The sequence below is a fragment of the Acinetobacter sp. SWBY1 genome, from assembly GCF_002946595.1.
Classification (GTDB): Bacteria; Pseudomonadota; Gammaproteobacteria; order Pseudomonadales; family Moraxellaceae; genus Acinetobacter; species Acinetobacter towneri.
Genome location: NZ_CP026616.1, coordinates 2,682,262 through 2,708,779, shown reverse-complemented (window position 1 = coordinate 2,708,779; position 26,518 = coordinate 2,682,262). Strand labels below are relative to the sequence as shown.

Below are 26,518 nucleotides of genomic sequence, written 5' to 3'. Positions count from 1 at the left end.
CTAGTAGAATTAACAATTACAGCATTTGGCAGTTGCCTAACTATTGCATTCATTGCGTTATTTTCGCAGACTTAAGCAGTTTTCTTGGCTGTAACATAAGTTACAACTGATTCAACTAAGTTGTCATTCAATATTATTGAGGTTTCTCTTCACATGACCATCGACTTTAAGCAAGACATTCTCGCCCCTGTTGCTTCTGATTTTGCCGCGATGGATACATTTATTAATGAAGGGATTACTTCTAAAGTCGCGTTGGTGATGGCAGTCAGCAAACATGTAGTCGAAGCTGGCGGTAAGCGCATGCGTCCAATTATGTGCCTACTTGCTGCCAAAGCTTGTGGTGCAGAAGATTTAGAACGTCAACGCAAACTGGCTGCAATTATTGAAATGCTGCATACCGCAACTTTAGTGCATGATGATGTGGTGGATGAGTCTGGCTTACGTCGTGGTCGACCTACTGCTAACGCCACTTGGAATAACCAAACAGCGGTTTTAGTCGGTGACTTTTTAATTTCACGCGCCTTTGACTTATTGGTCGATTTAAACGATTTGGTGTTGCTAAAAGACTTTTCTACAGGGACTTGTGAAATTGCCGAAGGTGAAGTTTTACAATTACAGGCACAGCATCAACCTGACACTACAGAACAAATTTATTTAGACATTATTCACGGCAAAACTTCACGTTTATTTGAACTTGCCACTGAAGGTGCAGCAATTTTAACAGGCACGCCACAGTACCGTGAGCCGTTGCGTTTATTTGCAGGACACTTTGGCAATGCCTTCCAAATTATTGATGATATTTTAGATTACACATCAGACGCTGAAACATTAGGTAAAAATATTGGCGATGATTTAATGGAAGGCAAACCAACTTTGCCTTTAATCTCTGCATTAAGAAATACCACTGGCGAACAACATCAAATTATTCGTCGCAGTATTGCGACAGGTGGTACTTCTGACCTCGATCAGGTTATTGCCATTGTGCAGTCCTCTGGCGCTCTCGATTATTGCCGCCAACGTGCCACAGAAGAAACAGAAGCCGCTATTGCCGCTTTAGAAGCACTGCCAGACTCGGAGTATCGTCAGGCCTTAAAGAATTTAGCCTTATTGGCTTTACATCGCATTCAATAATTTAAGCAGCTTATGCATATAAAACTCAACGATTTATTTAGAAAAATGCAAGAACAGCTGGATACACCAAAAGCTGTTCTGGATGAAAATCTGCTGATTGAACTGGTCAATCGTATCCGTCCAAGTGACACTCAAGATTTAGAAGAAACTCATCAAAAGTTTCAAGCTTTCTTACAAGCCTTGCTGCTGACACCCGATGCCAGCTCAACCTTGCAACATTTTGTTTTACGTCTAATCAATCAATACAAACAAACCAGTTTATATGCCGACACGGGAATTTTATCGCTCGATGGTTTTTGGAATCAGTTGTTTCAGCGTTTGGGCGCGCACTTTTTACCGCTGATTAATGATGAAAGCCAACTGCAAGATTTAGTCCGTCGAGTTTTTCCACTACGTAGTGATAAATACTGGCTCGACAATATTGAAGATACCGAATGGCAGCAATTATTTACTTTACTGAATCGCGGACATGGCGGACAAACACAAAAACGCCTGATTCGCAGTGAAATTATTAAAGCTCTAACAGTGCTGTCATATCGGGTCAGCGGCATTGGTTTATATCCTGAATTTATTAGTGCCTATTCTGAACTAAGTGAATATGATTCACCTTTTTTGGCACAAAACCGCGAAATCAACGAGTTTATTCAGCTTTATAAAGTTGCCGATCAACAACACGATCAAATCAGTGCCATTCAACCACCCGATGCCTCTCAAGCTTTGGTAATGATTGACCAATGTCATGATGTCAGCAGTAAAATTCGTCGTGCGACTAAACGTACTGGCGTCAGTATCAGCCTGACCTATTTATTGTCTTTACTGGAACAATGTTTAGAGCGAATTGAGCTGTTGCTAAATTTAATCGTGGCGCAAAACAATGTCGCTTATGTTTCCGCAGGACAGTTACTTGTAGATGTCACTGCGGCACTGTATAGCGAACGCAGTGTACGTTCCTTGCTTGCAGAAAATAGTGAGTTAATTGCCTTACAAGTTACTGAAAATGCCAGTAAAACGGGTGAGCATTATGTTAGTACCGATAAAGACGGTTTTTGGAGCATGTATAAAGCTGCAGCAGGTGCAGGTGTTTTAATTGCCATAATGGCGACTTTAAAAACCCTCGCCTCGCGTTTAGTCCTTGCCCCGATGATGCAGGCTATCATCAACAGCATGATTTATTCATTTGGTTTTATGCTAATTCATGTCTTGCACTTTACCGTTGCCACTAAACAACCCGCAATGACAGCAGCAGCACTCGCCTCGACGGTTCAACACCGCAAAGGCTCTAAGATGGCGCAAATCGCCGAACTTGCAGCCTTAATTATTAATATTATCCGTACGCAATTCGTCGCTATTTTGGGCAATATTTCGATTGCGATTCCAGTTGCAGCCTTAATTGCGTTTAGTTGGGATGCCATGTTACATGAACCGTTGATGTCACACGCCAAAGCATCCCATTTGCTACACGACTTGAATCCGTTTACGTCACTTGCCATTCCGCATGCCGCCATTGCCGGGGTATTTTTATTTCTGTCTGGTTTGATTGCGGGTTATTTCGATAACATGGCCGTATACCGTAAAGTCGGGCCACGCCTAAAAGCTCATCTGCATTTAAAAAAGTTACTCGGACAAGAACGTCTCAATACATTTGCCACCTATATAGAACGAAACTTAGGGGCTTTGGCAGGTAATTTCCTGTTCGGGATTATGCTCGGTAGTACCGCCACACTGGGATATATTTTGGGTTTACCTATAGATATTCGCCATATTGCCTTCGCTTCTGCCAACTTTATTCAGGGATTAATGAATATTAATGGCTCACCTGAAATTGGCCTGATAATTGTGTCATTTTTAGGGGTGCTACTGATTGGTTTAACAAACTTATTTGTCAGTTTTAGTTTAACCATTATCGTGGCATTACGTGCACGTCGGGTGCGTTTTGAACAGTGGAAACCTCTGGCAAAATTAGTGATGACTCACTTTTTAACCCGTCCGAGTGATTTCTTTTGGCCACCGAAACAACCCTTAACTTTAGATGATGATTCATCCTCAAATACTGATCAGAATGATAAAATTTAGTGTAGATTTAAGCTGCGCAACAAGTAAAAAAAATCTTCTTGTTTATATTGGCTTGAAATGAAGTGTACTGACTAGTACACTTTATTCCATTCATGAACCGTGCGTAAATCGGTTAAACTTTCAGGGATTTCAGCATGCCCAAAATACTGCTTTATCTCGGTGGTTTACTATTTATAATCAGTGTTATAGTGCTAAATATTCCAAGTTGGCAACAGCTTGATTTTGCCATTTTGGAGTTTGTAAGTACTCAACGCACCGCACATTTGAATCAATTGGCAATCACACTTTCTGTATTAGGGGGCTTGCCATTTGTATTATTTTTAACATGCCTATGCTTTTTCTATTTGGCATGGTATAAAAAATACGCAAAAATTGTTTTTATCAGTGTAGGACTGGTCGTAAGTATTGCGCTGTCGTGGCTGCTCAAATACCTATTCGCGCGACCCCGCCCGCCTGAAGCATTGCATTTGGTGGAAACTTTTGGCGATTCATTTCCTAGTGGCCATAGTTTTTATGCTGCAACTTTAGGTTGTTTGGTGATTTACCTGAGTTTGCAACATCCAGCACATAAAAATTTATCTGTGTGTGCATGGTTATGGATGTTGCTGATGGGCATTTCCCGTGTGTATTTGGGAGTGCACTATCCTTCAGATGTCCTCTCCGGTTGGAGCATAAGTTTTATTTGGATCACATTATGGTATCTGTTTTGCGCTCATTATTTGCAAGACAAACCCATACATAAGTTTAGATAAAAATCTAATAGAGGTGAAAGAATGATGTCTGCAAAGCTTTGGGCACCCGCCCTGACTGCTTGCGCATTAGCCACAAGTTTAGCGCTTGTGGGTTGTAGCAAAGATCCAAAAGATGCACAGCAAACAGGTGCAGCTCAGCAAATGCCACCGACTGAGGTTGGTGTACTAGTGGCACAGCCACAAAGTGTGGAACAGTCTGTAGAACTGTCAGGACGTACCACAGCCTTTGAAATTTCAGAAGTTCGCCCACAAACGAGTGGTGTGGTTCTGAAACGCTTATTTACTGAAGGCAGCTACGTACGCGAAGGTCAGGCACTTTATGAAATTGACTCGCGCACCAACCGTGCCAGTTTAGACAGTAGCCGTGCAGCACTCACCCGTCAACAAGCACAACTGAATGTGTTGCGGGTTAAAGAAGGTCGTTACCGCCAACTGGTGGGTAGCAATGCCATTTCTAAACAAGAATATGATGACATTGTGGCACAGGTCAAACTTGCCGAAGCCGATGTTGCTGCGACTCAAGCAGAAGTACGAAATGCCGAAATTAACTTAGGTTATTCGACTGTACGCGCACCAATTTCAGGGCAAACTAACCGCTCTACGGTAACTGCAGGTGCACTGGTTACGGCGAGTCAAGCGGAACCCTTAGTGACTATTCAGCGCTTAGATCCAATTTATGTAGACATCAATCAGTCTAGTGCAGAATTACTTCGCTTACGTCAGCAACTGAGTCAGGGCAGTTTAAACAGCAGCAACAACACCAAAGTGAAGTTAAAACTTGAAGATGGTAGCTACTACCCTGTTGAAGGTCGTTTGGCTTTTTCTGATGCCAGTGTGAACCCAGAAACAGGCACGGTGACATTACGCGCCGTGTTCCCTAATTCAAATCACTTATTGTTGCCTGGTATGTTTGCCACTGCGCAAATTGTGCAAGGTGTAATTCCTAACGCGATCTTAATTCCACAAGCTGCGATTAGCCGTACACCTACTGGTCAGGCAATGGCGATGATTGTGAATGCTAAAGGTATCGTTGAACCGCGCCCTGTAACCACAGTTGGTACGCAAGGCAGCAACTGGATTGTGACTGAAGGTCTGCAAACCGGCGATAAAGTGATTGTAGACGGTGTTGCTAAAGTAAAAGCTGATCAGCAAGTGGTTGCTAAGCCGTATCAACCTCAAGGCGCTGCTCCACAAGCCGCACCTGCTGCACCAGCAAAATCGGGTGATGCAAAACCAGCCTCAGAAGCCCAAGCCACTGAACCAAAAACTACTTCAAATACATAAGGAGTAGACGTTAATGGCTCACTTTTTTATTCATCGCCCCATTTTTGCATGGGTGATTTCATTGGTGATCATGTTGGCGGGGATTATTACCCTCACCAATATGCCAATTGCCCAATATCCGACCATTGCACCGCCAACGGTCACCATTGCTGCAACCTATCCGGGTGCATCTGCTGAAACTGTGGAAAACACGGTAACACAAATCATTGAACAGCAAATGAACGGCTTGGATGGACTGCGCTATATTTCATCCAACAGTGCGGGTAATGGTTCTGCATCGATTACATTAAACTTTGAACAAGGCATCGACCCAGATATTGCACAGGTTCAAGTACAGAATAAATTACAATCTGCTACGGCGCTGTTGCCTGATGATGTGCAACGTCAGGGCGTAAAAGTCACCAAATCAGGCGCAAGCTTCTTACAGGTTCTCGCTTTTTACTCACCTGATGAAAGCCTTTCTGCCGATGACATTAAAGACTATGTTAACTCTAACATTTCTGAACCGCTGAGCCGTGTTGCAGGTGTGGGTGAAGTGCAAGTCTTTGGTGGCTCATACGCTATGCGTATTTGGATGGATCCTGCCAAAATGGCAAGTTTGCAAGTCACACCAAGTGATATTGCTCAAGCCATTCGCACCCAAAACGCACAGGTTGCGGTAGGTCAATTGGGCGGCGCACCTTCAATTCAAGGTCAAGCTTTGAATGCGACGGTTACTGCGCAAAGCTTGCTGCAAACACCTGAACAATTTAGCAATATTTTCCTAAAAAATACCGCTTCGGGCGCTCAAGTGCGCTTGGGTGATGTGGCACGAATTGAACTTGGTGCAGACAACTATCAGTTTATTTCTAAATACAACGGTAAGCCTGCAGGCGGTGTCGCAATTAAATTGTCTACAGGTGCTAACGCCCTAGATACTGCTGCAGCTGTCGAAGAACGCCTCAAACAATTACGTCCAAACTACCCTACAGGTTTAAAGGATGAATTGGCCTTTGATACCACGCCATTTATTGAACTTTCGATTAAGAGTGTTGTTAAAACATTAATTGAAGCGATCATTTTGGTCTTTATTGTGATGTTCCTGTTCTTACAGAATTGGCGTGCCACCATTATTCCAACTATGGCCGTGCCTGTGGTGGTACTGGGTACTTTTGCCGTGATCAATATGTTTGGCTTCACGATTAACACTCTGACCATGTTTGCCATGGTACTGGCGATCGGTTTATTGGTCGATGACGCAATTGTTGTGGTGGAAAACGTAGAACGTGTCATGGTCGAAGAACATCTTGACCCTGTAGCGGCGACTGAAAAGTCAATGAAACAGATTTCAGGCGCACTGATCGGGATTACCTCGGTATTGTCTGCGGTATTTATACCTATGGCATTCTTTGGTGGAACAACAGGCGTTATTTATCGTCAATTCTCTATTACTCTTGTGACTGCAATGGTGTTGTCACTGGTGGTGGCGTTGACCTTTACCCCTGCCCTGTGTGCCACAATTCTCAAACAGCACGATCCAAACAAACCTGAAAGCAACGGTATTTTTGCGCGTTTCTTCCGCTGGTTTAACAGCAGTTTTGATAAGCTCTCGGTTAAGTATCAAGGCGGTGTTAACCGCATGACACATCATAAAATCTTCTCGGGGGTTTTATACGCAGTGGTACTGGGCATTATTGTGTTATTGTTCCAAAAACTACCATCATCATTCTTACCTGATGAAGATCAGGGTGTGGTGATGACATTGGTTCAACTCCCGCCAAATGCAACTCTGGAACGTACTGAAGCCACCATGACCAGCATGAGCAACTTTTTCAGAGAAAATGAAAAAGAGCATGTGGAGTCGGTATTTAGTGTTTCTGGCTTCTCTTTTACAGGGATTGGTCAAAACGCAGGTATGGCATTCATTAAGCTAAAAGACTGGAGTGAGCGTACGAGCCCCGAATCACAAGTCGGTGCAATCATCCAGCGTGGTATGGCACTGAACATGATTGTGAAAGATGCCACTTACATCATGCCATTACAGCTTCCTGCGATGCCAGAATTAGGGGTCAGCTCAGGCTTTAACTTGCAACTGAAAGATGCTGCGGGCAATGGCCACGAAAAACTCACCATGGCACGCAATATAGTATTGGGTGAAGCAGCGAAAGACCCACGCCTAATGGGGGTGCGTCCAAATGGTCAGGAAGATACACCACAGTACCGTATTATTGTTGACCAAGCGCAAGCAGGTGCGGCAGGTGTCAGCATTGCTGAAATCAACAGCACCATGAGCATGGCTTGGGGTGGTTCGTACATCAATGATTTTATTGACCGTGGTCGTGTGAAAAAAGTCTATGTTCAAGCTGAATCAGACTCACGCATGATGCCTGAAGACCTGAACAAGTGGTATGTCCGCAACAATAGTGGTGATATGGTGCCATTCTCTGCCTTTGCAACAGGTGAATGGACTTATGGTTCACCGCGTTTGGAACGCTATAACGGCGTATCTGCCAAGAACATTCAGGGTTCACCTGCGCCAGGTGTCAGCTCTGGTGAAGCCATGCAAGCGATGGAAGAAATTGTCGCAAAACTACCGTCTATGGGCTTAAATGGCTTTGATTATGAATGGACAGGTTTATCGCTTGAAGAACGTGAATCTGGCGATCAGGCACCATTCCTCTATGCACTGTCATTACTGATTGTATTCTTATGTTTGGCAGCCTTGTATGAAAGCTGGTCTATTCCATTTTCGGTGCTGTTGGTAGTACCGTTGGGTATTGTCGGAGCATTATTGCTCACCTTCGGGGGCATGATTTTGTTCAAAAACCCGAACCTATCCAACAACATTTACTTCCAAGTGGCAATTATTGCCGTGATTGGTTTATCTGCTAAAAATGCGATTTTGATTGTAGAATTTGCCAAAGAGCTACAAGAAAAAGGTGAAGACCTGTTTGAAGCGACTTTGCATGCTGCAAAAATGCGTTTACGTCCAATCATTATGACCACGTTGGCCTTTGGTTTTGGTGTATTGCCGCTTGCACTTTCATCAGGTGCGGGTGCAGGTAGCCAACACTCGGTCGGTTATGGTGTTTTAGGTGGTGTCATTAGCTCAACCTTGTTAGGTATCTTCTTTATTCCAGTGTTCTACGTTTGGATCAGAAGTATCTTTAAATACAAACCAAAACAACAAAATCAACAGGAGCATGTATCGTGATGCAAAACTTATGGTCTCTTACAGGCCGTGGCATTGCGGTTTCTGCCCTTGCGCTTGCTTTGACAGCCTGTCAAAGCATGCGTGGGCCAGAGCCCGTCGCTCAGGCGAGTATTCCGAGCAGCTATACTGCAACAGCAACGGGTACATCGGTTGCCGAACAAGGCTATAAAGATTTCTTTGCCGACCAGCGCTTATTGCAAGTGCTGGATATGGCACTGAACAATAACCGTGATTTGCGCACTGCAACCCTGAACATCCAGCGTGCGCAGCAAGCTTATCAAATTACAGAAAACAACCAATTGCCTACCATTGGTGCTAGCGGTGGCGTACTACGTCAAGATCAGGGCAATGGATTAGGTACACATACCCGTTATAACGTCGGCTTAGGTGTTACTGCCTATGAGCTGGATTTTTGGGGACGTGTGCGTAGCTTAAAAGACAATGCCTTAGATAACTTCTTGGCAACTCAAAGCTCACGTGATGCCACGCAAATTGCCCTGATTGGTCAGGTTGCACAAGCATGGCTGAACTACTCTTTTGCCAATGCCAATTTAAAACTGGCAGACCAAACCTTAAAAACACAGCTTGAGTCTTATAACCTCAACAAAAAGCGTTTTGATGTCGGCATTGATAGTGAATTACCTGTCCGTCAGGCACAAATTTCAGTTGAAACTGCACGTAATGATGTCGCCAACTACAAAACCCAAGTCGCGCAAGCACAAAACTTGCTGAACTTGTTGGTGGGCGAACAAGTTCCAAGTGCGTTATTGCCAACGCAGCGTGTGACGCACATTACCAAAACTACCGCAATTGGCGCTGGCTTACCAAGTGACTTGCTGAATAACCGTCCTGATATTCGTACTGCAGAGTATCGACTATCGGCTGCGGGTGCCAATATTGGTGCAGCAAAAGCACGTTTATTCCCAAGCATTAGCCTCACGGGCAATGCAGGCTATGCATCAACTGACTTGAGTGATTTGTTTAAATCGGGCAGTTTTGTTTGGGCAGTGGGCCCGAGCATCGACTTGCCAATTTTTGATTGGGGCACACGCCAAGCCAACATCAAAATTTCAGAAACGGATCAACAAATTGCTTTGGCTGACTATGAAAAATCAATTCAGTCTGCATTCCGTGAAGTGAATGATGCTTTGGCAGTTCGTCAAAATATTGGTGATCGTTTAGCGGCACAAAAACGCTTGGTTGATGCGACCAATACCACTTATAAATTATCTAATGCACGCTTCCGCGCAGGCATTGACAACTATTTAACCGTGTTGGATGCACAGCGTACGTCTTATGCAGCAGAACAAGGTTTATTGTTGTTGGAACAAGCCAATTTGAACAATCAGGTGGAGTTGTATAAATCTTTGGGTGGCGGTGTGAAAGCCAATACTTCAGATGCCACATCACAACCTGCATCATCGGCAGAACGTAAAGCGCAATAAGTCTTTGCGTCTACCTTAAATTTGCTGCTTAACAGCTCAGATATAAAGACTAAATCAGCTCACTTCGGTGGGCTTTTTTATTGCTTTTTGCAAGCACATTTCATATCTTCAATACGTCTTGTTTTTAAATATTAGAATCTTATGTTGCTTAGTAATCTTGAATCTGTACCAGGTCATCGTATTTCACGGCAAATTGATGTGGTCTATGGCAGCACCGTACGCAGTAAGCATGTGGGGCGTGACTTCTTGGCAGGACTCAAAAATATTGTCGGTGGTGAATTAACGGCTTATACCGAATTACTAGAAGAATCACGCCAAGAAGCGATGGATCGTATGATTGCTAAAGCACGTGGTTTAGGTGCCAATGCTATTGTTGGGATTCGCTTTTCTACTTCAAATATCGCTCAAGGTGCTTCGGAATTGTTTGTTTATGGTACAGCAGTGGTGGTCGAGGCAGATATTCCTAAACTTCCAGACCCATTTCCAGCATCACACTGAAGCAAAGATTATTGAACAGGAATAACATCACATGGATAATTTAATTCTGCAAATTGTTGTCTTTGCGATTTTATTTGCCGTAGGCTTTGGTTTTGGGCGACACAACGAACGCAAACATTTCAAATATTTAGCCGAGCAAGAACTGCGTTTAAGTTATATTCAGATTGATAATAACCGCTTCCAGACCAGTCTCAATTTTGGGCAATTGATACACAGCAATGTGGTCATTTCTCATGATTATTTTAAGTTTGTGATTGCCAATATTCAGAACTTCTTTGGCGGGCGCTTGACCAGTTATGAAAGTATTGTCGAGCGGGCGCGTCGTGAAGCCATCGTCCGTTTAAAATTAGAAGCTGAAAAAATGGGCGCAAATCATATTATGGGGCTGCGTTTAAGCACCACAGAATTGGGGATGCAAGGCGGCATGGTCGAAGTCTTTGCTTATGGAACGGCGGTTCAAAATAACATCAATCAATCATCTGTAAAACGCTGAGTACGTCTTTCAGCGTTTATAAAGAATTTAGTATAAATACTGATCTCGATAAGGCTGAGGAATTTGATATTGCTGACCATCAAATTTTAAAGTGAAACGCTGTTGAGTAGACACGCGTTTAGTTTCTTTACAATTTTCTAAATCTCCCGACATTTCATAATGTTGAATACGATCACGTAATTGCATATCAAAATATTGTCGAGTGGTATTTCGCAAGATCATTAAAATAGCTTTGCTTTCTATTACTTTGGCATTACAACGTGTATCGGTTTCTGCCTGATAGCGCGCTACGATTAAGCCGTTTAAAATTTTCTTGTTATGTTGTAAATTATATAAATCGAGTACTTGCGCCGAAAATGGATTGGCACTTGAACGTCCTGCATAATTCCTTATTAAACCAATTGCCCTTAAGCTTTCAGAAACTTGATACGGCGCCAAATCTAAATGGATAGAACGCAGTTCAATTGCATCTGAAGGCAAAAGCTCTTTCACGTGATAGATTGAATGAAGCTTTTGCGTTTTACTATTTACGGTTAAAAAAGTCAGCTGATAATCATCTACAGGTTGATCATCTTTTGTCTGAGTTTCAGCATAAGCAATTAAAGTTTGTTCAGGAACATTGGGGAAATCTGCACAAGCCAAAAAGTCCTCATTCACTGTGGTTGTATTTGTGTGCTGTCGTAAAATCTTTTCAATATATTCAGGTTGTTTACACAACGAATCATCGTTTGTTTGTAATTTGGCAAATGTCGTTTGAGTCATCCCTAAGAAAGCGAAAAGCCACGCGCTGATAAAAAAAAAACCTTTCATTATTAAACGCATGGCTCATCCTTCTTTTTGTTTTTATTATTTTATTTTGAAGTCACTTTGATTAAAAATTACTTCACTTTGGTTTTACGAATCATTTTATATAAAGTACTTGGCGATAAACGCGACACCAACACGCCCAGTTTTTCTTTAGCGCCCCCGACCACGATATATTCATCGCCTGCCATGAGTGCTTCAACTGTATTTTTAGCAAAAACATCAGCATCTAAACCATTTTCAATGGCTTCATCTTGATGTCCTTGTGGTTTGCCTTCACCATTTAATGCATTAAAAGACACATTGGTATTTACAAATCCTGGGAAAACAACTGAAACCTGTACGCCCTGCTCCGCTACTTCGGCACGCAAACTATTCGCCCACATGTGAATAGCACTTTTCGCTGCAGAATATGACGCGCGATATTGCGTACCCAATAATGCTGCAACACTAGATACAAAAATAATGCGACCATGTTTTTGCTGTAAAAAGGTCGGCAAGACAGTTTTGGTCAGAAAGACCTGAGAAAAATAATCCACTTCCATAATGGTGCGTTCAGTCTGCATAGTGGTATCGGCAATTAAAGCGCGCTGACTTAAACCTGCATTATTAATTAGCCAGTCAATGCGTCCTTTACGTGCCAAAACTTGTTCATACGCATGTAACACCTGACTTTCATTGGTGATGTCTGCACATACAGCAAGATGACGTTCAGGATTCAGCAAACTCACGCGTACTTTTTCAAGTTCTTCATAACGACGTGCGGTTAAAATCACTTGTGCACCTTGTAAAGCACACTCTTTTGCCAATGCCTTACCAATGCCAGAAGATGCACCTGTAATCCACACCACTTTATGTTCCAAGTTTTCCCGTTTTGCCATAACCGTTTGTCCGCGTTATTTAAAAATTTAAGTCATCAAAATTTAAGTCTTAGGTTTTACAGGATGCTGCAAAAACCCAAGAAAATGGTTTAAATATATCTCTGCACTTTCCAAATCGAATTGCGCACCCATTTTTTCTAGGCGTTTATACCCCAGTTGCGTAGTCAAATGAATCACGCCGTTTAAAGTTTTATCGACCACCAAATTAAATTTCAGCATTTTTTTCGGATCACGAATTAAATAACCCACGCCCTGATCAATAATTTGAGTAAACCCTTTAAATGCAGGCGCAATACATGCACTGTTGCCCTGCCGAATTTGCTCAATACAACCCAACGTTTCTTTCATAACAATACTATCGACAGGATAAGTCACAAAACCTTGCCCTTCCTGCTGATACATCATGCTTGCCAGATAATTCACCATAGGCGTTAAGCGTTCATTGCCAAAAAACGACACCGACCATGGCATATATTTTTGCATGGTTTGTATGACTTGCTGAATAATTTTTTCAGATTCACCATCCAGTGAATGACTAGAACGTGACAATTCACCAAAAAGTTGCTCAATAATTTCACAAGAAATATCGGTCAGTACCGCCCCCAAAGCTTTAGATAAACTTTCCGATTCACCTGCATTGAGTTGTTGATGAATGTGTTGAAATCTTTGATATGTTTCTGGTTTTAATTTTAAAGATACAGCATAAGTCATAACTGAACTTGCCTATTTTGACCGTATTGATGTGTTTTCATCTATTTTAAAATCCATTGCTTAAACCCAGTTTAAAACAGTGTTACAGGCAACGGAGAACTTGAAGTTTTTATCATACTTGTCGCCCATCATACGATGAGTTTGCCCAACTGCCAATTGCGATAAGTTTGGCTGAGTTGAATCTCGCTTAGCGGGCAATTTTTTTGCTACAATAGTTACAATTTTTTATTCACTTTTAACCTGTTCTTACTATGACTGATTCAGCGCAAAATATTGCTACAACCTACGATCCTACCGAGATCGAGAAAAAATGGTACAAGACTTGGGAAGAAAACGGCTACTTTAAGCCGTCTGAAAAAGGCGAATCATTCTGTATCATGATTCCGCCGCCAAACGTCACAGGTAGCTTGCACATGGGTCATGGTTTTAACAACGCCATTATGGATGCCCTCACGCGCTTTAACCGTATGTCGGGTAAAAATACTTTATGGCAACCGGGTACAGACCACGCGGGTATTGCCACACAAATGGTAGTAGAGCGTCAATTGGGCGCGCAAAATATCAGCCGCCATGACTTAGGTCGTGAAAAATTCATCGAAAAAGTCTGGGAATGGAAAGAACAATCTGGCGGTAACATTACCCGTCAAATCCGCCGTTTAGGTTCTTCGGTAGATTGGTCACGTGAACGCTTTACGATGGATGATGGTTTATCCAATGCCGTGAAAGAAGTGTTTGTGAAACTACACGAACAAGGCTTGATTTACCGTGGTAAACGCTTGGTGAACTGGGATCCAAAATTACAAACTGCGCTTTCTGACTTAGAAGTTGAATCAGATAAAGAAGAAGCAGGTTCACTGTGGCACTTCAAATATTTCTTTGAAGATAAGTCGCTTCGTACGCACGATGGTAAAGATCACATTGTAGTAGCAACCACTCGTCCTGAAACATTGCTTGGCGATACAGCAGTTGCTGTTGCGCTAGATGATGAACGTTATGCACACTTGGTAGGTCAAAACATCATCCTGCCTATTACAGGTCGTGCCGTTCCAATCGTAAAAGATGAGTATGTCGATAAAGAATTCGGTACAGGTTGTGTAAAAATTACCCCTGCACACGACTTCAATGACTATGAAGTGGGTAAACGCTGCGAATTGCCAATCATCAACATCTTCAACAAAAATGCTGAAGTATTGGCTGAGTTTGAATATATTGCGAAAGCAGGCGAACAAATTTCTAAAACCATTCCTGCACCTGCAGACTACATTGGTTTAGAGCGTTTTGAAGCACGTAAGAAATTGGTTGAGCAAGCTGAAGCTGAAGGCTGGTTAGATCAGATCCAACCGTACACGCTAAAACCACCTCGCGGTGACCGTTCGGGCGTGATTGTTGAGCCATTATTGACCGACCAATGGTATGTCAAAATTGCACCGTTGGCGCAGCCTGCAATTGAAGCAGTGAAAGATGGTCGCATCAAGTTCGTGCCTGAACAGTACAGCAACATGTACATGGCGTGGATGAACAACATTCAGGACTGGTGTATCTCGCGTCAATTGTGGTGGGGGCATCGTATTCCCGCTTGGTACGATGCTGAAGGTAATGTATACGTAGGTCGTGACGAAGCAGAAGTTCGTGCGAAAAACAACATACCCGCTGACGTTGAATTGAACCAAGACGAAGACGTACTGGATACATGGTTCTCCTCTGCACTTTGGACATTCTCGACCTTAGGTTGGACGGGTGATGCCAAGAAAGATGCAGAAAACTACTTCTTAAATACCTTCCACTCCACTGATGTATTGGTGACAGGTTTTGACATCATCTTCTTCTGGGTGGCGCGTATGATCATGATGACCATGCACTTCATGAAGAATGAAGATGGCACGCCACAAGTACCGTTCAAAACAGTTTACGTTCACGGTTTGGTACGTGACAGTGAAGGTCAGAAAATGTCGAAGTCTAAGGGCAACGTGCTTGACCCATTAGACTTGATTGATGGTGTTGATCTTGAAACTTTAGTACAAAAACGTACAACTGGTTTGATGAACCCGAAACAAGCGGCAAAAATTGAAAAATCGACCCGCAAAGAATTCCCAGAAGGGATTCAGGCGTATGGTACAGATGCAGTTCGTTTTACCTTCTGTGCATTGGCAAACACAGGTCGTGACATCAAGTTTGATATGAAACGTGTGGAAGGTTACCGTAACTTTGCCAACAAAATTTGGAATGCAACTCGTTTTGTATTGATGAATGTTGAAGGTCAGACTGTCGGTCAAGAAGCACGTCAAGACCTTTGGGAATTGCCTGAACAGTGGATTGTGAGCCGTTTACAAAAGGCAGAACAAGCCGTTCATCAAGCATTTGCAACGTATCGTTTAGACTTGGCTGCGCAAGCAATTTATGACTTTATCTGGAATGAATACTGCGACTGGTATGTAGAGCTAACCAAACCTGTTCTGAATGATGAATCCGTTTCAGAAGAACGTAAAGCCGAAGTGCGTCGTGTATTGCTTGCGGTGATGGAAGCTTCTTTACGTCTTGCCCACCCAATCATGCCGTACTTGACGGAAGAAATTTGGCAAACCCTTGCGCCAATGATTGGCTTGGGTGGCGAAACCATTATGTTGGCAAACTACCCTGTTGCAGATGAAGCCAAAATCAATGAACAAGCCGAAGCAGATATGCAATGGCTACAAGGTTTGATTGGTGCGGTGCGTAACATTCGTGGTGAAATGGGTCTAGGTAATGCACGTTTATTGCCTGTACTTTTACAGAACACGACTGAAGCAGAAAAAGCACAAATTTCTCGTATTGAACCGTTGTTTAAAGCATTGGCGAAAGTTGAAAGCATTACCTTCTTGGCAGATGGTGAACAACCACCATTGTCTTCTTCTTCTGTAGTCGGTCACGTGTCTGTATTCGTTCCAATGAAGGGTTTGATTGACCCGAAAGCGGAATTGGGGCGTTTGCAAAAAGACTTAGACAAGGTTCAAAAGCAGCACGATCAAATTGCAACTAAACTTGCGAATGAAGGTTTTGTGGCGAAAGCACCTGCTGCTGTAGTTGAAGGCGAGAAAGTGAAACTTGCTGAGTTTGCAGACCAGTTAGCGAAGATTAAAGCGAATATGGAGCAAATTGCAGCGCTTTAAGGTGTTGTTAGTTTGATCTAATTTGTGTATAAAGGGCTAATTATTCAGCCCTTTATTTTAATAAAATTAGAAAAAGAGTTTTCATTACAATGTTTGACAATTTAATACATCACTTAAAAATAATATTTTCTGAATATTGGTACATAGCACTATTTACTCTTTTGGGTGCTTTAATTTATGGCTTTATCGGAGGTCTAATAGGTTTTATATTAATTATTTCTATATATTCATTTTATCAAGTTAATAAAGATAAAAACACGTCAAATCAAAAAAACACCTCAAATATTTCAATACCTTACATACATCTTGTTTCCTACTATAGGATACTAACTGAGAAACATTGGAATGACCAAAATTCGTATTTTATATATGAAAAATTTCATAACTACTTCTCAAATGAAAAAGAGCGAAGCTTACTTATTGAAGCCATTAAAAAAACACCAACTGATCTAGACTTTATCATTAAATCTGTCTTAGCTAATAAACCTTCTTACGAATATAGAGTAAAGTTATTCAATATGTGTGCTGAAGCTAATACATATAATAATCAAAACCTACAAGATTTTGAAGATTCCTTATGTGACTTAGGTCTAAAACTAAATTTAGCTTATACCCATTTTTTACCTATAATTAACAAATACAATAACTTTTCAAATCAATCAAATCAATCAAATCAATCAAATCAATCAAATCAATCAAATCAATCAAATCAATCAAATCAATCAAATCAATCAAATCAATCAAATCAATCAAATCAATCAAATGATATAATTCTTATTCAGCCTTTTATACATTTAATTTGTTATTATGTAATCTTTGAAAATAAAACATGGAATTCAAAAAAAGTTAATTTTGTCAAAGAAATGTTTATGAAAGAGTGTAAAAATGATAATGAAATCTATACACTGAGAGAGATAATAAAATCAACACCCTCAGATTTAACTACTGTATTCAAAAAGATAGATTCTATGAATCTTGAGTATTCATTAAGAATTCAATTATTTGAATATTGTGTTCAAGCACATTTATTAAATAATTATAATCCAAAACAACACGAAGATATTTTAACAGCTTTAGCACTCAAACTAAATTTAGCATATGCACACTTTATTCCCATTATCGAAAACTACATTAGCTCAGGTAACTCAGGTAACTCAGGTAACTCAGGTAACTCAGAAATTATTAAAGCTTATGAATTACTAGAGGTGAAACCGAATTGTACATACGAAGAAATAATAAAAGCCTATAGATTAAAAATTAAAGATTTTCATCCTGACAAAAATCCTCATGTTACAGAATCAGTTAAAGAACTTCTAAATCAGAAAGCCAGAGAAATACAAGAAGCTAGAGACATAATTTTAAATAGTATAAAAAAGCCTAATTCTTAAAATTTACTTTTACCGAATTATCTATGTTTCTACTTTGAACTATTAATTAATATATTCCCATATAGAGCTATTCTTTTAATCAAATATAGTTATAACATTTGAATATTGATTAACTATTAAAAAGCATATTTCATTGGATGTTATGACGATATCAATTTAATAATGGATGTTCCCTCTCCTTTCAGGAGAGGGTCGGGGAGAGGTGCTTTTAAAAAATCACAAAACCCCATGCTCCAACAACATCTCCAACCCACTCTCTTTCCCCATATACATGAGCCTCTGTTTTTCAGCTTTTACCTGTTGCTTCACCGCAGACACATCCGCATCAATCTGCTTATATAAGTCCTTAATATTCAATTGCCCTTTTGACTTTTTCACGCCAATTTTGGCTTTATTTGACCAAACAAGTGAATCAATTAATTCCTGAATTTGCTTTTTCAAAGACTGGCTTTGCGCTTCTAAAGCCTGTTGGTAAAACTTAACTTGCTCGGTGCTTAATCCTTTGTTTGAACCGTTTTTACTTTGCTCCACTTCAAGCTGAAGTTTGAGTAAAAAGAACAAATCTTCCTGTTCATAAGCTTTATTGACGCGTTGTAGCAGTTCGGTTTTTTCCGCTTTTTTAGACTCATCCGGCTCACGGTCAGGGTGAATGATCGAGGCAATTTTTAAATAGACGGTTTTGAGTGATTGATTCACTAACTTTTCGGCTTGTGCTTGCTTATCCTGCTGACGTTTAAGCTTCGCTTGCTCTCGTACTTGTTGATATTGTTCGCTATGCCAATTTTCCTCATAACTTTCATTTTCAGCATCTAAAGTTTCAGGCGCATCAAAAGACGTTTGCTTTTTCATTTTAGATTTCTGTTTAGCTTTTTTATTCTGGCTATATTCACTTGCCTGTGCATAGTAAATATACATCTTTTCCACTTCATCTACCTGCATTTGGGTTAACAAATGCGAACCTTGCAACAAGCGAGTGAGTGCCTGAATTTTATCTTCAACGATTGCAGTATCTGACTTGCTTAAATGGTAATGACTGAGGCTATTCCACAGCGTCTGCATCTGCTCATACAGCGTGCTATATAACTCACGATAAGCAGGCATCAACGCCTTTTGGCTATAAGCACGAATTTCATCTTTGGCATTTTGCCATGCAAGCAATACCCGTTTTTGCTGTTCAATCTGCTCAATCAACACTTTGAGTTTTTATGCTGTGGTGTAACTTCAAGCACCGTTTGAGGTGTAGCGCTTAATGCAAAGGTCATGGTCAAAATTAGCGAAAAAGGTAAATTGTATTATGCCGCCAAGTATGCAACTCGCATAGCCATGGCTTGATTGGATTCTCCTGTAGCAGAGCCACTTATAAACTTCACAAAATCACAAAAAAATGAGTAAGTTAAAGTTGCTACATTGCTAAAAGCATCTTAATGAGTATAACGCATGGACGTGCAGCAGATTTTTATTCACGACACCACTTGGGTCTTTGTTGCCGAATTGATTATTCGTGCCGCACTCATGTTTGGCATGATCATTATATTTTTACGGCTAACAGGTAAACGTGGTGTACGCCAGCTTTCCATTTTTGAATTGGCTATTATTTTATCGCTCGGTTCTATTGCGGGCGACCCCATGTTCACTGAAGATTTACCTTTGGTACACGCCTTGGTGGTGATGACAGTAGTGATTGGAATGTATCGTCTGACTACATGGCTCATGATGAAATACCAACCCTTTGAAGATTTGATTGAAGGTAAATCGCTGTATATTGTAGAAAATGGTGAACTGGTCTTAGAAAAAATTAAATACGGCAAAATGTCGCATGATGAATTCTTTGCCGAAATGCGCGAACAAGGTGTGGAGCATTTGGGACAAGTACGTGTCGGTTTACTAGAAACTGATGGCAAATTCAGCATGTTATTTTTTCATGACGGTGCCACACGCTATGGTTTACCCTTATTTCCTAAAGCTTGCCAACCCGTGTACCGCACAACTCCAAACACATATTATGCCTGCATGTATTGTGGGCATGTCCGTTTACTTGAACACGCCAATGAAGCCTGTCCGCGTTGTAATCACCAACAATGGACACTGGCAATCAATACTGCATATCGAAGCTAGAATATGTTGATTTTAGCTGCAACACACCTCTATGCGACTTAAATTGTCGCAGGATTGTCATAATTCAAAGTTATACTGCCTGCGCTGCCGAAGTGAAGCACTGAAAGCGCAAATAATAATTTTTGAAAATACAAAAACGAGATCGGTATCTGCTTCAATGTGGATACCTTTTATACTCCAGCGACTCTTTAAAGGTCGCTTTTATTTTTTCCACTCAATGAATTTTTTAAAATGGTTTAAGCCTGTCATTCTGTCTTGATGATCTATCTTCTTATTCGAGCGTGGATGAGTGAGCGCTTTTCGCAAGCTTTGCCCATTTCCAGATCGTGACAAGGCATAAAATCGCAACAACACAAATCAACAGCAAGTAATTCGCATAGCCTAAAGCATCGCCCAACATTCCACTCAGGGTATAGAGTACCCCGCTCACAGTCGCCATAATCGCAACCTGAAATGTAAAGTCGGTCCCTGCATATTGTTTACGGCTGTACTGCATAATCAAGGTCAGCATCACCACAAGTAACATGGCAGAACATAAATCTTCCGCAGCATTAATGCTATAAATCAGCCAATGTGCCACATCAACTTGCTGTTCATATAAGTTAGCCAAATAAGCATAGGCCGCTAAACTCAAAATTTTAAGCACAGAAAAAATGATGAGGGCATGCGCTCTAGACCACCATTTCAGCATCAACCCTGCGATGCCTGCACCTAACAAAGCGGCCATTGCCCCCAACATGGTCACGTAAATGCCAATTTGAGAAAAACTTAAGCCTAAATCTACCATTAAAGGTTTTAATAAAGGGCCAGCCAAACCATCGGCAATTTTAAAGCTGAGTAACACCCATAGCCATGCGTACAGTACAGGCGTTTCCACAAAATAGCGCAGATATTCACGAATCGCAGCAAGACGTGCGTGAAATGACATTTTACTTTGAGCTTGAACAAGCACTTGTTTAGCAGCATGTTGTGGCTCTTTAAACATTAAAATTGGCAAGGTATTTAAAAACACCAATCCCGCTAAAATTAAGAAAGTTTTTTGCCAATCTAGCCAATCCAATGCCCACAGAATTGCACCACCACCCACAATAAAGCCCAGTCGTGAACCAACCACCTGAAAGGTATTACCCCAATGTTGCTGTTTGGCTTGTAAAATATTGACCGCCAAACCATCGGTGGCAATATCTTGGGTTGCACCGACCAAGTTCATACCGAGCAAAGCCACAAAAAACACCCACAAATATATAGGATGATTTAAGGACTCAATCGGTAAAAAGGACAGCCCAATCAGCACCAAAACACTCAGCCACTGGCACGGCAAAATCCAGCTACGATAATGCCCAAAATATGAATGTCCAAAGCGATCCACCAAAGGTGCCCAAAACACTTTGATTGACCATGGCAGCATTAACAAACCGAAACCGCCAATATGTGCCAAAGACACACCTTGCGCACGTAAAATCACAGGCAAGGCATGGGTCATAAAACCAACAGGCAAGCCCTGCGCCCAATACAGAGAAAATAACAACAAATAAGTTTGGCGCAAATTGGGCATAGCATCTCAATTTAGATATGGGCAAAAGATCAAAAAAACGCAGTACTACACTAAAATTTTGAATAATGGATTGTTATTTTTCATCACTTTCACATTCAGATTTCGACTATTTTGCCAATGAATCAGACAAAGCGAAAGTCTAATATCTTGAATAGATTTAGATTCATGCGTCATGATATTGGGTATTTATTGTTGTTAATCACGCACGTCAGGATGACATCGCATTCATGAAAATCACCAATCCTTTTGCACGCAGTGCACGGCAATTTCCACAGTTACCCGACCAAGTTCCACAACGTGGAACAGCCAGCAGTCGTGCTTTATTTAAAAATATTTTTTTGGCGCAAGGCTGGCAAATGGTGGGCGAATTTCCCAACTTGCCCAAAGCAGTTGCTATTATCTCACCGCATACGTCAAATATTGATGCGTGGCATGGTTTTACCGCCCTACTCGGTTTAGGTATTCAAATTACTATTTTTGGTAAGCACACTTTATTTGAAACCCCACTCAAGCCACTTTTAAACTGGATTGGGGTAATTCCTGTGGTGCGCCATTCTCCTCAAGGACATACCCAAGATATTATTGATATTGTACGAAAAAAAGAAAAAACCTGGATTGGTATGGCGCCCGAAGGCACACGTAAACAAGCCGAAAATATCCGCAGTGGCTTTTACCATATTGCCTACGGCGCCAATATCCCAATTGTGATGTTCTCTTTTGATTATGCACACAAAACCATTCATATTTTGGGCGTGTTTCATCCTACGGGCGATTATGCTCAAGATTTAGATGCAATTTATACGCAATATCACGGCAAGTTTTCGGCTAAAAATCCACATTGGTTGGCAAAACCGTTACAAAAGCTTTTGAAAAAGGGCTAGTCAAAGTTTCTATTTTTTGTTCAGATGGGCGCAATATTCTTTGATCTAAATTTAGATTTGATATGCAACTGATTCGTTATTCTTTAGTGGGCGTACTAGCTCTAACTTTGGCTGGCTGCGACAAAACAACAAAAACACCGCCAAGCACCACACCTATCCAAGCACGTGAACCTGTAATTGCACTGGCGCTGGGTGGCGGTGGTGCTAAAGGTTTTGCACATATTGGCGTCATTAAAGTTTTAGAGTCTCACGGGATTAAACCAAAAATTGTCACAGGCACCAGTGCAGGCAGCTTTGTCGGCAGTTTATACGCCAGTGGTAAAAGTCCTTATCAGCTCCAACATATTGCCCTAACCTTTAAAGAATCCGACATTCGTGATTTAACCTTAAACCGTCAGGGTTTTATTGCAGGTCAAAAGTTACAAGACTTTGTCAATCAACACGTAGCCAATAAACCGATTGAAAAATTTCCAATTCGTTTTGCTGCCGTTGCCACACGTTTAGATAATGGACGTAAAGCCGACTTTATTAAAGGCAATGCTGGTCAAGCCGTACGTGCCTCTTGCAGTATTCCGAATGTTTTTGTACCTGCCACCATTGGCGGAACACAATATGTGGATGGCGGCTTGGTCAGCCCAATTCCCGTACAGACGGCTAAAGCGATGGGTGCCGACTTAGTCATTGCAGTGGATATTTCTGCACGTCCAACAGGCAATCAACCTGTCAGCATGTGGGGCTTACTCGATCAAACCCTCAATATTATGGGGCAGCAAAGCATCAATCAGGAATTGGCGCAGGCCAATATCGTGATTCAACCTAAAGTTGGACATATTGGTACTCTAGATTTAAAAGCCAGTAACCAAACCATTTTAGAAGGTGAAAAAGCCGCACAATTACAGGTCAAAGCAATTCTGCAAGCCATCAATAACTTTAAAAAATCACCTGCCGCGCTGAAACCTGCACCGCGTCCGAAATTTTAGGATTCAGTGATTTTTTTAATATTCATAAACTTATTGATCTGTTAAAGTGATGAGAGCGCATCTTTTTAAGTCGATGCGTTTCTCTAAGCAATTAGAATTAACCAATCGTAAAAAATACGCGAGTAGATGTATGGAATTCGTTCTTGAACCTTGGCACTGGTTTGTACTAGGCGTTCTGTTAATGCTTTCAGAACTGGTCTTGCCTGCGTTTGCCGCTTTATGGTTTGGTATTGGGGCAGTCATGGTCGGTATTTTATACTGGATGTTCCCCATGATGGGTACCACTACCCAATTGGTGATGTGGATTATCTTGTCGGTACTGTGTACCTTGGCGTGGTTTAAATTTATCAAACCCTTATCTACCGATAAAACCAAAGCAGGCTTGTCACGCGAAGCCACTATTGGACAAATTGGCATGGTTATTCAAACCAACTTGGAACATGATCAAATTAAAGTCCGTTTCCCGATGCCCGTACTTGGTTCAGACGAATGGAACTGCCGCACCACAAGCCCTGTGCAAGTGGGAGATCGTATTCGCGTGATTGATATTTTGGGTAATGATTTGGTGGTGCAGCCGCATCACAGCGCACATGACAACGAAAAAGTGAGAAATTAAAATGTCTGGTGGATCTATTATTGTTTTAGCGATTTTAGCCTTTGTTGGAATTACCATTTTTAAAGGCGTGCGAATTGTTCCGCAAGGTTATAAGTGGATTGTGCAACGTCTGGGTAAATACCACACCACGCTTGCACCGGGACTTAACTTCGTCATTCCTTATGTCGATGAAGTGGCCTATAAAGTCACCACCAAAGATATTGTATTAGATATTCCATCTCAGGAAGTCATTACCCGTGACAACGCAGTTCTGCTTATGAATGCGGTGGCGTACATTAACCTCACGACTCCTGAAAAAGCAGTGTATGGTATTGAAAACTATACTTGGGCAATTCAAAACCTGGTTCAAACCTCATTGCGTTCTATTGTGGGTGAAATGGATTTAGATGACGCCTTGTCTTCTCGTGATCATATTAAAGCCAAACTCAAAGCAGCCATTTCTGATGATATTTCAGACTGGGGGATTACCCTTAAAACTGTAGAAATTCAGGATATTAAACCATCACATACCATGCAGGCAGCGATGGAAGAACAAGCTGCAGCAGAACGTCAGCGTCGTGCTACCGTAACCAAAGCCGATGGTGAAAAACAAGCGGCTATTTTAGAAGCCGATGGTCGTTTAGAAGCTTCGCGTCGTGATGCTGAAGCACAAGTTGTATTGGCAGAATCTTCACAACGCGCTATTGAAATGGTCAGCTCTGCGGTAGGTGATAAAGAAATTCCTGTGGCGTACTTATTGGGTGAGCAATACGTGAAAGCTATGCAAGATATGGCGAAATCGAACAATGCCAAAACTGTGGTCTTACCTGCAGATGTCTTGAATACCATTCGTGGTGTTATGGGTCGCAATAATCCATAAGCAAATCAGCAAAACATCAAGAAGATAGGCAGCTTTCAAGCTGCCTATTTTTATGCGTATTCAGAAAAAAGTCTGAAATATTTTTTAATGTATGTTTAAATTTCGCGTTTATTGATGAAATCAGTACCGCAAATGAGATGTCTGCACTCACCAAATTGAGTGACTCACATCTAGCAGCGGTCTGTATTTTGATCGACTGTCCAAAACCCAAATGGATACTGTATGAGCGCACTCAACCCCACCATTATTACTTTCCTGTTTTATATTGTCGCCATGATTGTCATTGGTTTATTGGCTTATCGCGCGACTCGAAATTTCTCGGACTACATTTTAGGTGGTCGTCGTCTTGGCAGTTTTGTCACCGCACTTTCTGCAGGCGCATCCGATATGAGTGGTTGGTTGCTGATGGGCTTGCCCGGTGCCATTTATCTTTCAGGTTTGTCTGAAATGTGGATTGCCGTTGGTCTGATTATTGGCGCATGGCTAAACTGGCTTTTGGTGGCAGGTCGTTTACGAGTACACACCGAAGTACAGCACAATGCACTGACTTTGCCTGATTATTTTTCTAACCGTTTTAATGATCAAAGAAAAATTTTAAGGATTGTATCTGCCTGCGTAATTCTAATTTTCTTTGCGATTTATTGTGCTTCGGGCATGGTTGCAGGTGCGCGCTTATTTGAAAGTATGTTTGATCTGCCTTATAGCACTGCATTGTGGATTAGTGCTATTGCCACCATCAGCTATGTGTTTATTGGTGGTTTCTTGGCAGTCAGCTGGACGGACACCATTCAGGCTGGCTTGATGATTTTTGCGCTCTTGCTGACCCCTATCATTACCCTACTCAGCTTTTCTGACCTAAGCCAAGTCACACTTGCTTTAGAAGCGGCTCGTCCGCAGGCGCTGAATTTAGTCAGTGATTTAAGCTGGGTCGCGATCATTTCCCTCATGGCATGGGGCTTAGGCTATTTTGGACAGCCGCATATTTTAGTGCGTTTTATGGCGGTTGATTCAGTCAAGTCTATTCCGAATGCACGTCGTATTGGCATGACATGGATGACACTATGTTTAGGCGGTGCGGTGGCTGCGGGCTTTTTTGGTATCGCCTACTTCCAGCAACATCCTGAACTGGCAGGTGTGGTCAATGCCAACCCTGAAACAGTATTTATGGAACTGACCAAAATCCTGTTTAATCCGTGGGTGGCAGGTGTGGTACTGGCTGCAATTTTAGCTGCCGTTATGAGTACCCTAAGCTGTCAACTTTTGGTCTGCTCAAGTACTTTAACTGAAGATTTTTACAAATCATTCTTACGCAAAAATGCCTCACAAAATGAATTGGTGTGGGTCGGACGCGGCATGGTACTCATGATTGCGCTGCTTGCTATTTGGATGGCGGGTAATCCTGAATCAAAAGTCTTGGGATTGGTTTCTTATGCTTGGGCAGGCTTCGGTGCAGCATTTGGTCCACTAATCATTTTGTCTTTGTTCTGGAAACGCATGACTTTAAATGGTGCATTGGCGGGGATGGTTGTCGGCGCACTTATGGTCATTCTTTGGAAAAACCTTTGGGCAGATACAGGTATTTATGAAATTATTCCGGGCTTTGTCTGTTCTTGGATTGCGATTGTCGTAGTGAGTTTATTGGGCAAAGCGCCAAGTCATGAAGTGACAGACCATTTTGAACAGGCCGATCAGCTATATAAAGAATCGCACTAA

20 protein-coding genes and 1 pseudogene are annotated in these 26,518 nt (G+C 41.7%); 16 read left to right on the top strand and 5 right to left on the bottom strand.

The genetic code is table 11. The features are described from left to right. Positions 1-153 precede the first annotated feature (153 nt). The 8 genes from sdsA to C3Y93_RS12980 all read left to right on the top strand — a co-directional run bounded on the left by sdsA (position 154) and on the right by C3Y93_RS12980 (position 10,869). The gene (sdsA, locus tag C3Y93_RS13015) at positions 154-1,131 is read left to right on the top strand and encodes an All-trans-nonaprenyl-diphosphate synthase (protein WP_104853134.1); all 978 of its coding nucleotides are present in this window, start codon (positions 154-156) and stop codon (positions 1,129-1,131) included. 12 nt (positions 1,132-1,143) lie between these two features. Further along, the gene (locus C3Y93_RS13010; protein ID WP_104853133.1) at positions 1,144-3,204 is read left to right on the top strand and encodes a site-specific recombinase; all 2,061 of its coding nucleotides are present in this window, start codon (positions 1,144-1,146) and stop codon (positions 3,202-3,204) included. A 134-nt stretch (positions 3,205-3,338) separates the two neighbouring features. Further along, positions 3,339-3,956, top strand: coding sequence for a phosphatase PAP2 family protein (locus tag C3Y93_RS13005; protein WP_104853132.1), 618 nt, complete (start codon positions 3,339-3,341; stop codon positions 3,954-3,956). 21 nt (positions 3,957-3,977) lie between these two features. Further along, positions 3,978-5,240 carry an efflux RND transporter periplasmic adaptor subunit gene (locus tag C3Y93_RS13000; protein WP_019837049.1) on the top strand — a complete coding sequence of 421 codons (1,263 nt, stop codon included), beginning with the start codon at positions 3,978-3,980 and terminating at the stop codon, positions 5,238-5,240. A 13-nt stretch (positions 5,241-5,253) separates the two neighbouring features. Continuing rightward, positions 5,254-8,433: an efflux RND transporter permease subunit gene (locus C3Y93_RS12995; protein WP_104853131.1), complete on the top strand. Its 3,180-nt coding sequence runs from the start codon at positions 5,254-5,256 to the stop codon at positions 8,431-8,433. Next, positions 8,433-9,878, top strand: coding sequence for a multidrug efflux RND transporter AdeIJK outer membrane channel subunit AdeK (gene adeK, locus C3Y93_RS12990; protein WP_104853130.1), 1,446 nt, complete (start codon positions 8,433-8,435; stop codon positions 9,876-9,878). The genes C3Y93_RS12995 and adeK overlap by 1 nt, the downstream gene beginning before the upstream one ends. 141 nt (positions 9,879-10,019) lie before the next feature. Further along, positions 10,020-10,376, top strand: coding sequence for a YbjQ family protein (locus C3Y93_RS12985; protein ID WP_004972285.1), 357 nt, complete (start codon positions 10,020-10,022; stop codon positions 10,374-10,376). Positions 10,377-10,407: 31 nt separating this feature from the next. Then, on the top strand, positions 10,408-10,869 hold the full coding sequence (locus C3Y93_RS12980; RefSeq protein ID WP_104853129.1) for a YbjQ family protein: 462 nt from the start codon (positions 10,408-10,410) through the stop codon (positions 10,867-10,869). A 27-nt stretch (positions 10,870-10,896) separates the two neighbouring features. Here C3Y93_RS12980 and C3Y93_RS12975 read toward each other — a convergent pair whose 3' ends face one another. The 3 genes from C3Y93_RS12975 to C3Y93_RS12965 all read right to left on the bottom strand — a co-directional run bounded on the left by C3Y93_RS12975 (position 10,897) and on the right by C3Y93_RS12965 (position 13,265). Further along, complete coding sequence (locus tag C3Y93_RS12975; RefSeq protein ID WP_158660403.1) at positions 10,897-11,631, bottom strand: hypothetical protein; 735 nt, start codon at positions 11,629-11,631, stop codon at positions 10,897-10,899. A gap of 116 nt (positions 11,632-11,747) precedes the next feature. Beyond that, positions 11,748-12,554, bottom strand: a complete 807-nt coding sequence (locus tag C3Y93_RS12970) for an SDR family NAD(P)-dependent oxidoreductase (RefSeq protein WP_104853127.1) — start codon at positions 12,552-12,554, stop codon at positions 11,748-11,750. A 42-nt stretch (positions 12,555-12,596) separates the two neighbouring features. Next, on the bottom strand, positions 12,597-13,265 hold the full coding sequence (locus C3Y93_RS12965) for a hypothetical protein (protein WP_104853126.1): 669 nt from the start codon (positions 13,263-13,265) through the stop codon (positions 12,597-12,599). 251 nt (positions 13,266-13,516) lie between these two features. Here C3Y93_RS12965 and C3Y93_RS12960 point away from each other — a divergent pair, with 251 nt between their 5' ends. Continuing rightward, entirely contained in the window at positions 13,517-16,411 is a 2,895-nt protein-coding gene (locus C3Y93_RS12960) for a valine--tRNA ligase (protein ID WP_104853125.1), read from the top strand. 89 nt (positions 16,412-16,500) lie between these two features. Further along, positions 16,501-17,799 carry a J domain-containing protein gene (locus tag C3Y93_RS14285; protein ID WP_158660402.1) on the top strand — a complete coding sequence of 433 codons (1,299 nt, stop codon included), beginning with the start codon at positions 16,501-16,503 and terminating at the stop codon, positions 17,797-17,799. A 216-nt stretch (positions 17,800-18,015) separates the two neighbouring features. Here the strand turns inward: C3Y93_RS14285 and C3Y93_RS12950 are convergent. Next, positions 18,016-19,061, bottom strand: a pseudogene (locus C3Y93_RS12950) (molecular chaperone DnaJ). A 175-nt stretch (positions 19,062-19,236) separates the two neighbouring features. On the opposite strand from C3Y93_RS12950, the gene C3Y93_RS12945 reads away from it, so the two are divergent. Beyond that, positions 19,237-19,914 (top strand): YetF domain-containing protein, encoded by a 678-nt coding sequence (locus C3Y93_RS12945; RefSeq protein ID WP_104853123.1) that lies wholly within the window; start codon positions 19,237-19,239, stop codon positions 19,912-19,914. A 271-nt stretch (positions 19,915-20,185) separates the two neighbouring features. Here C3Y93_RS12945 and C3Y93_RS12940 read toward each other — a convergent pair whose 3' ends face one another. Further along, the gene (locus C3Y93_RS12940; RefSeq protein WP_104853122.1) at positions 20,186-21,469 is read right to left on the bottom strand and encodes an MFS transporter; all 1,284 of its coding nucleotides are present in this window, start codon (positions 21,467-21,469) and stop codon (positions 20,186-20,188) included. 227 nt (positions 21,470-21,696) lie between these two features. On the opposite strand from C3Y93_RS12940, the gene C3Y93_RS12935 reads away from it, so the two are divergent. The 5 genes from C3Y93_RS12935 to putP all read left to right on the top strand — a co-directional run bounded on the left by C3Y93_RS12935 (position 21,697) and on the right by putP (position 26,518). Then, positions 21,697-22,350 (top strand): 1-acyl-sn-glycerol-3-phosphate acyltransferase, encoded by a 654-nt coding sequence (locus C3Y93_RS12935; protein WP_104853121.1) that lies wholly within the window; start codon positions 21,697-21,699, stop codon positions 22,348-22,350. A 62-nt stretch (positions 22,351-22,412) separates the two neighbouring features. Then, entirely contained in the window at positions 22,413-23,330 is a 918-nt protein-coding gene (locus C3Y93_RS12930; RefSeq protein WP_096902052.1) for a patatin-like phospholipase family protein, read from the top strand. Positions 23,331-23,460: 130 nt separating this feature from the next. Beyond that, positions 23,461-23,946 carry an NfeD family protein gene (locus C3Y93_RS12925; protein ID WP_096902094.1) on the top strand — a complete coding sequence of 162 codons (486 nt, stop codon included), beginning with the start codon at positions 23,461-23,463 and terminating at the stop codon, positions 23,944-23,946. 1 nt (position 23,947) lies between these two features. Beyond that, positions 23,948-24,805 (top strand): SPFH domain-containing protein, encoded by an 858-nt coding sequence (locus C3Y93_RS12920; protein ID WP_004972306.1) that lies wholly within the window; start codon positions 23,948-23,950, stop codon positions 24,803-24,805. A 222-nt stretch (positions 24,806-25,027) separates the two neighbouring features. After that, a complete protein-coding gene (putP, locus tag C3Y93_RS12915) occupies positions 25,028-26,518 on the top strand; it encodes a sodium/proline symporter PutP (protein WP_104853120.1) in 1,491 nt (496 codons plus the stop codon).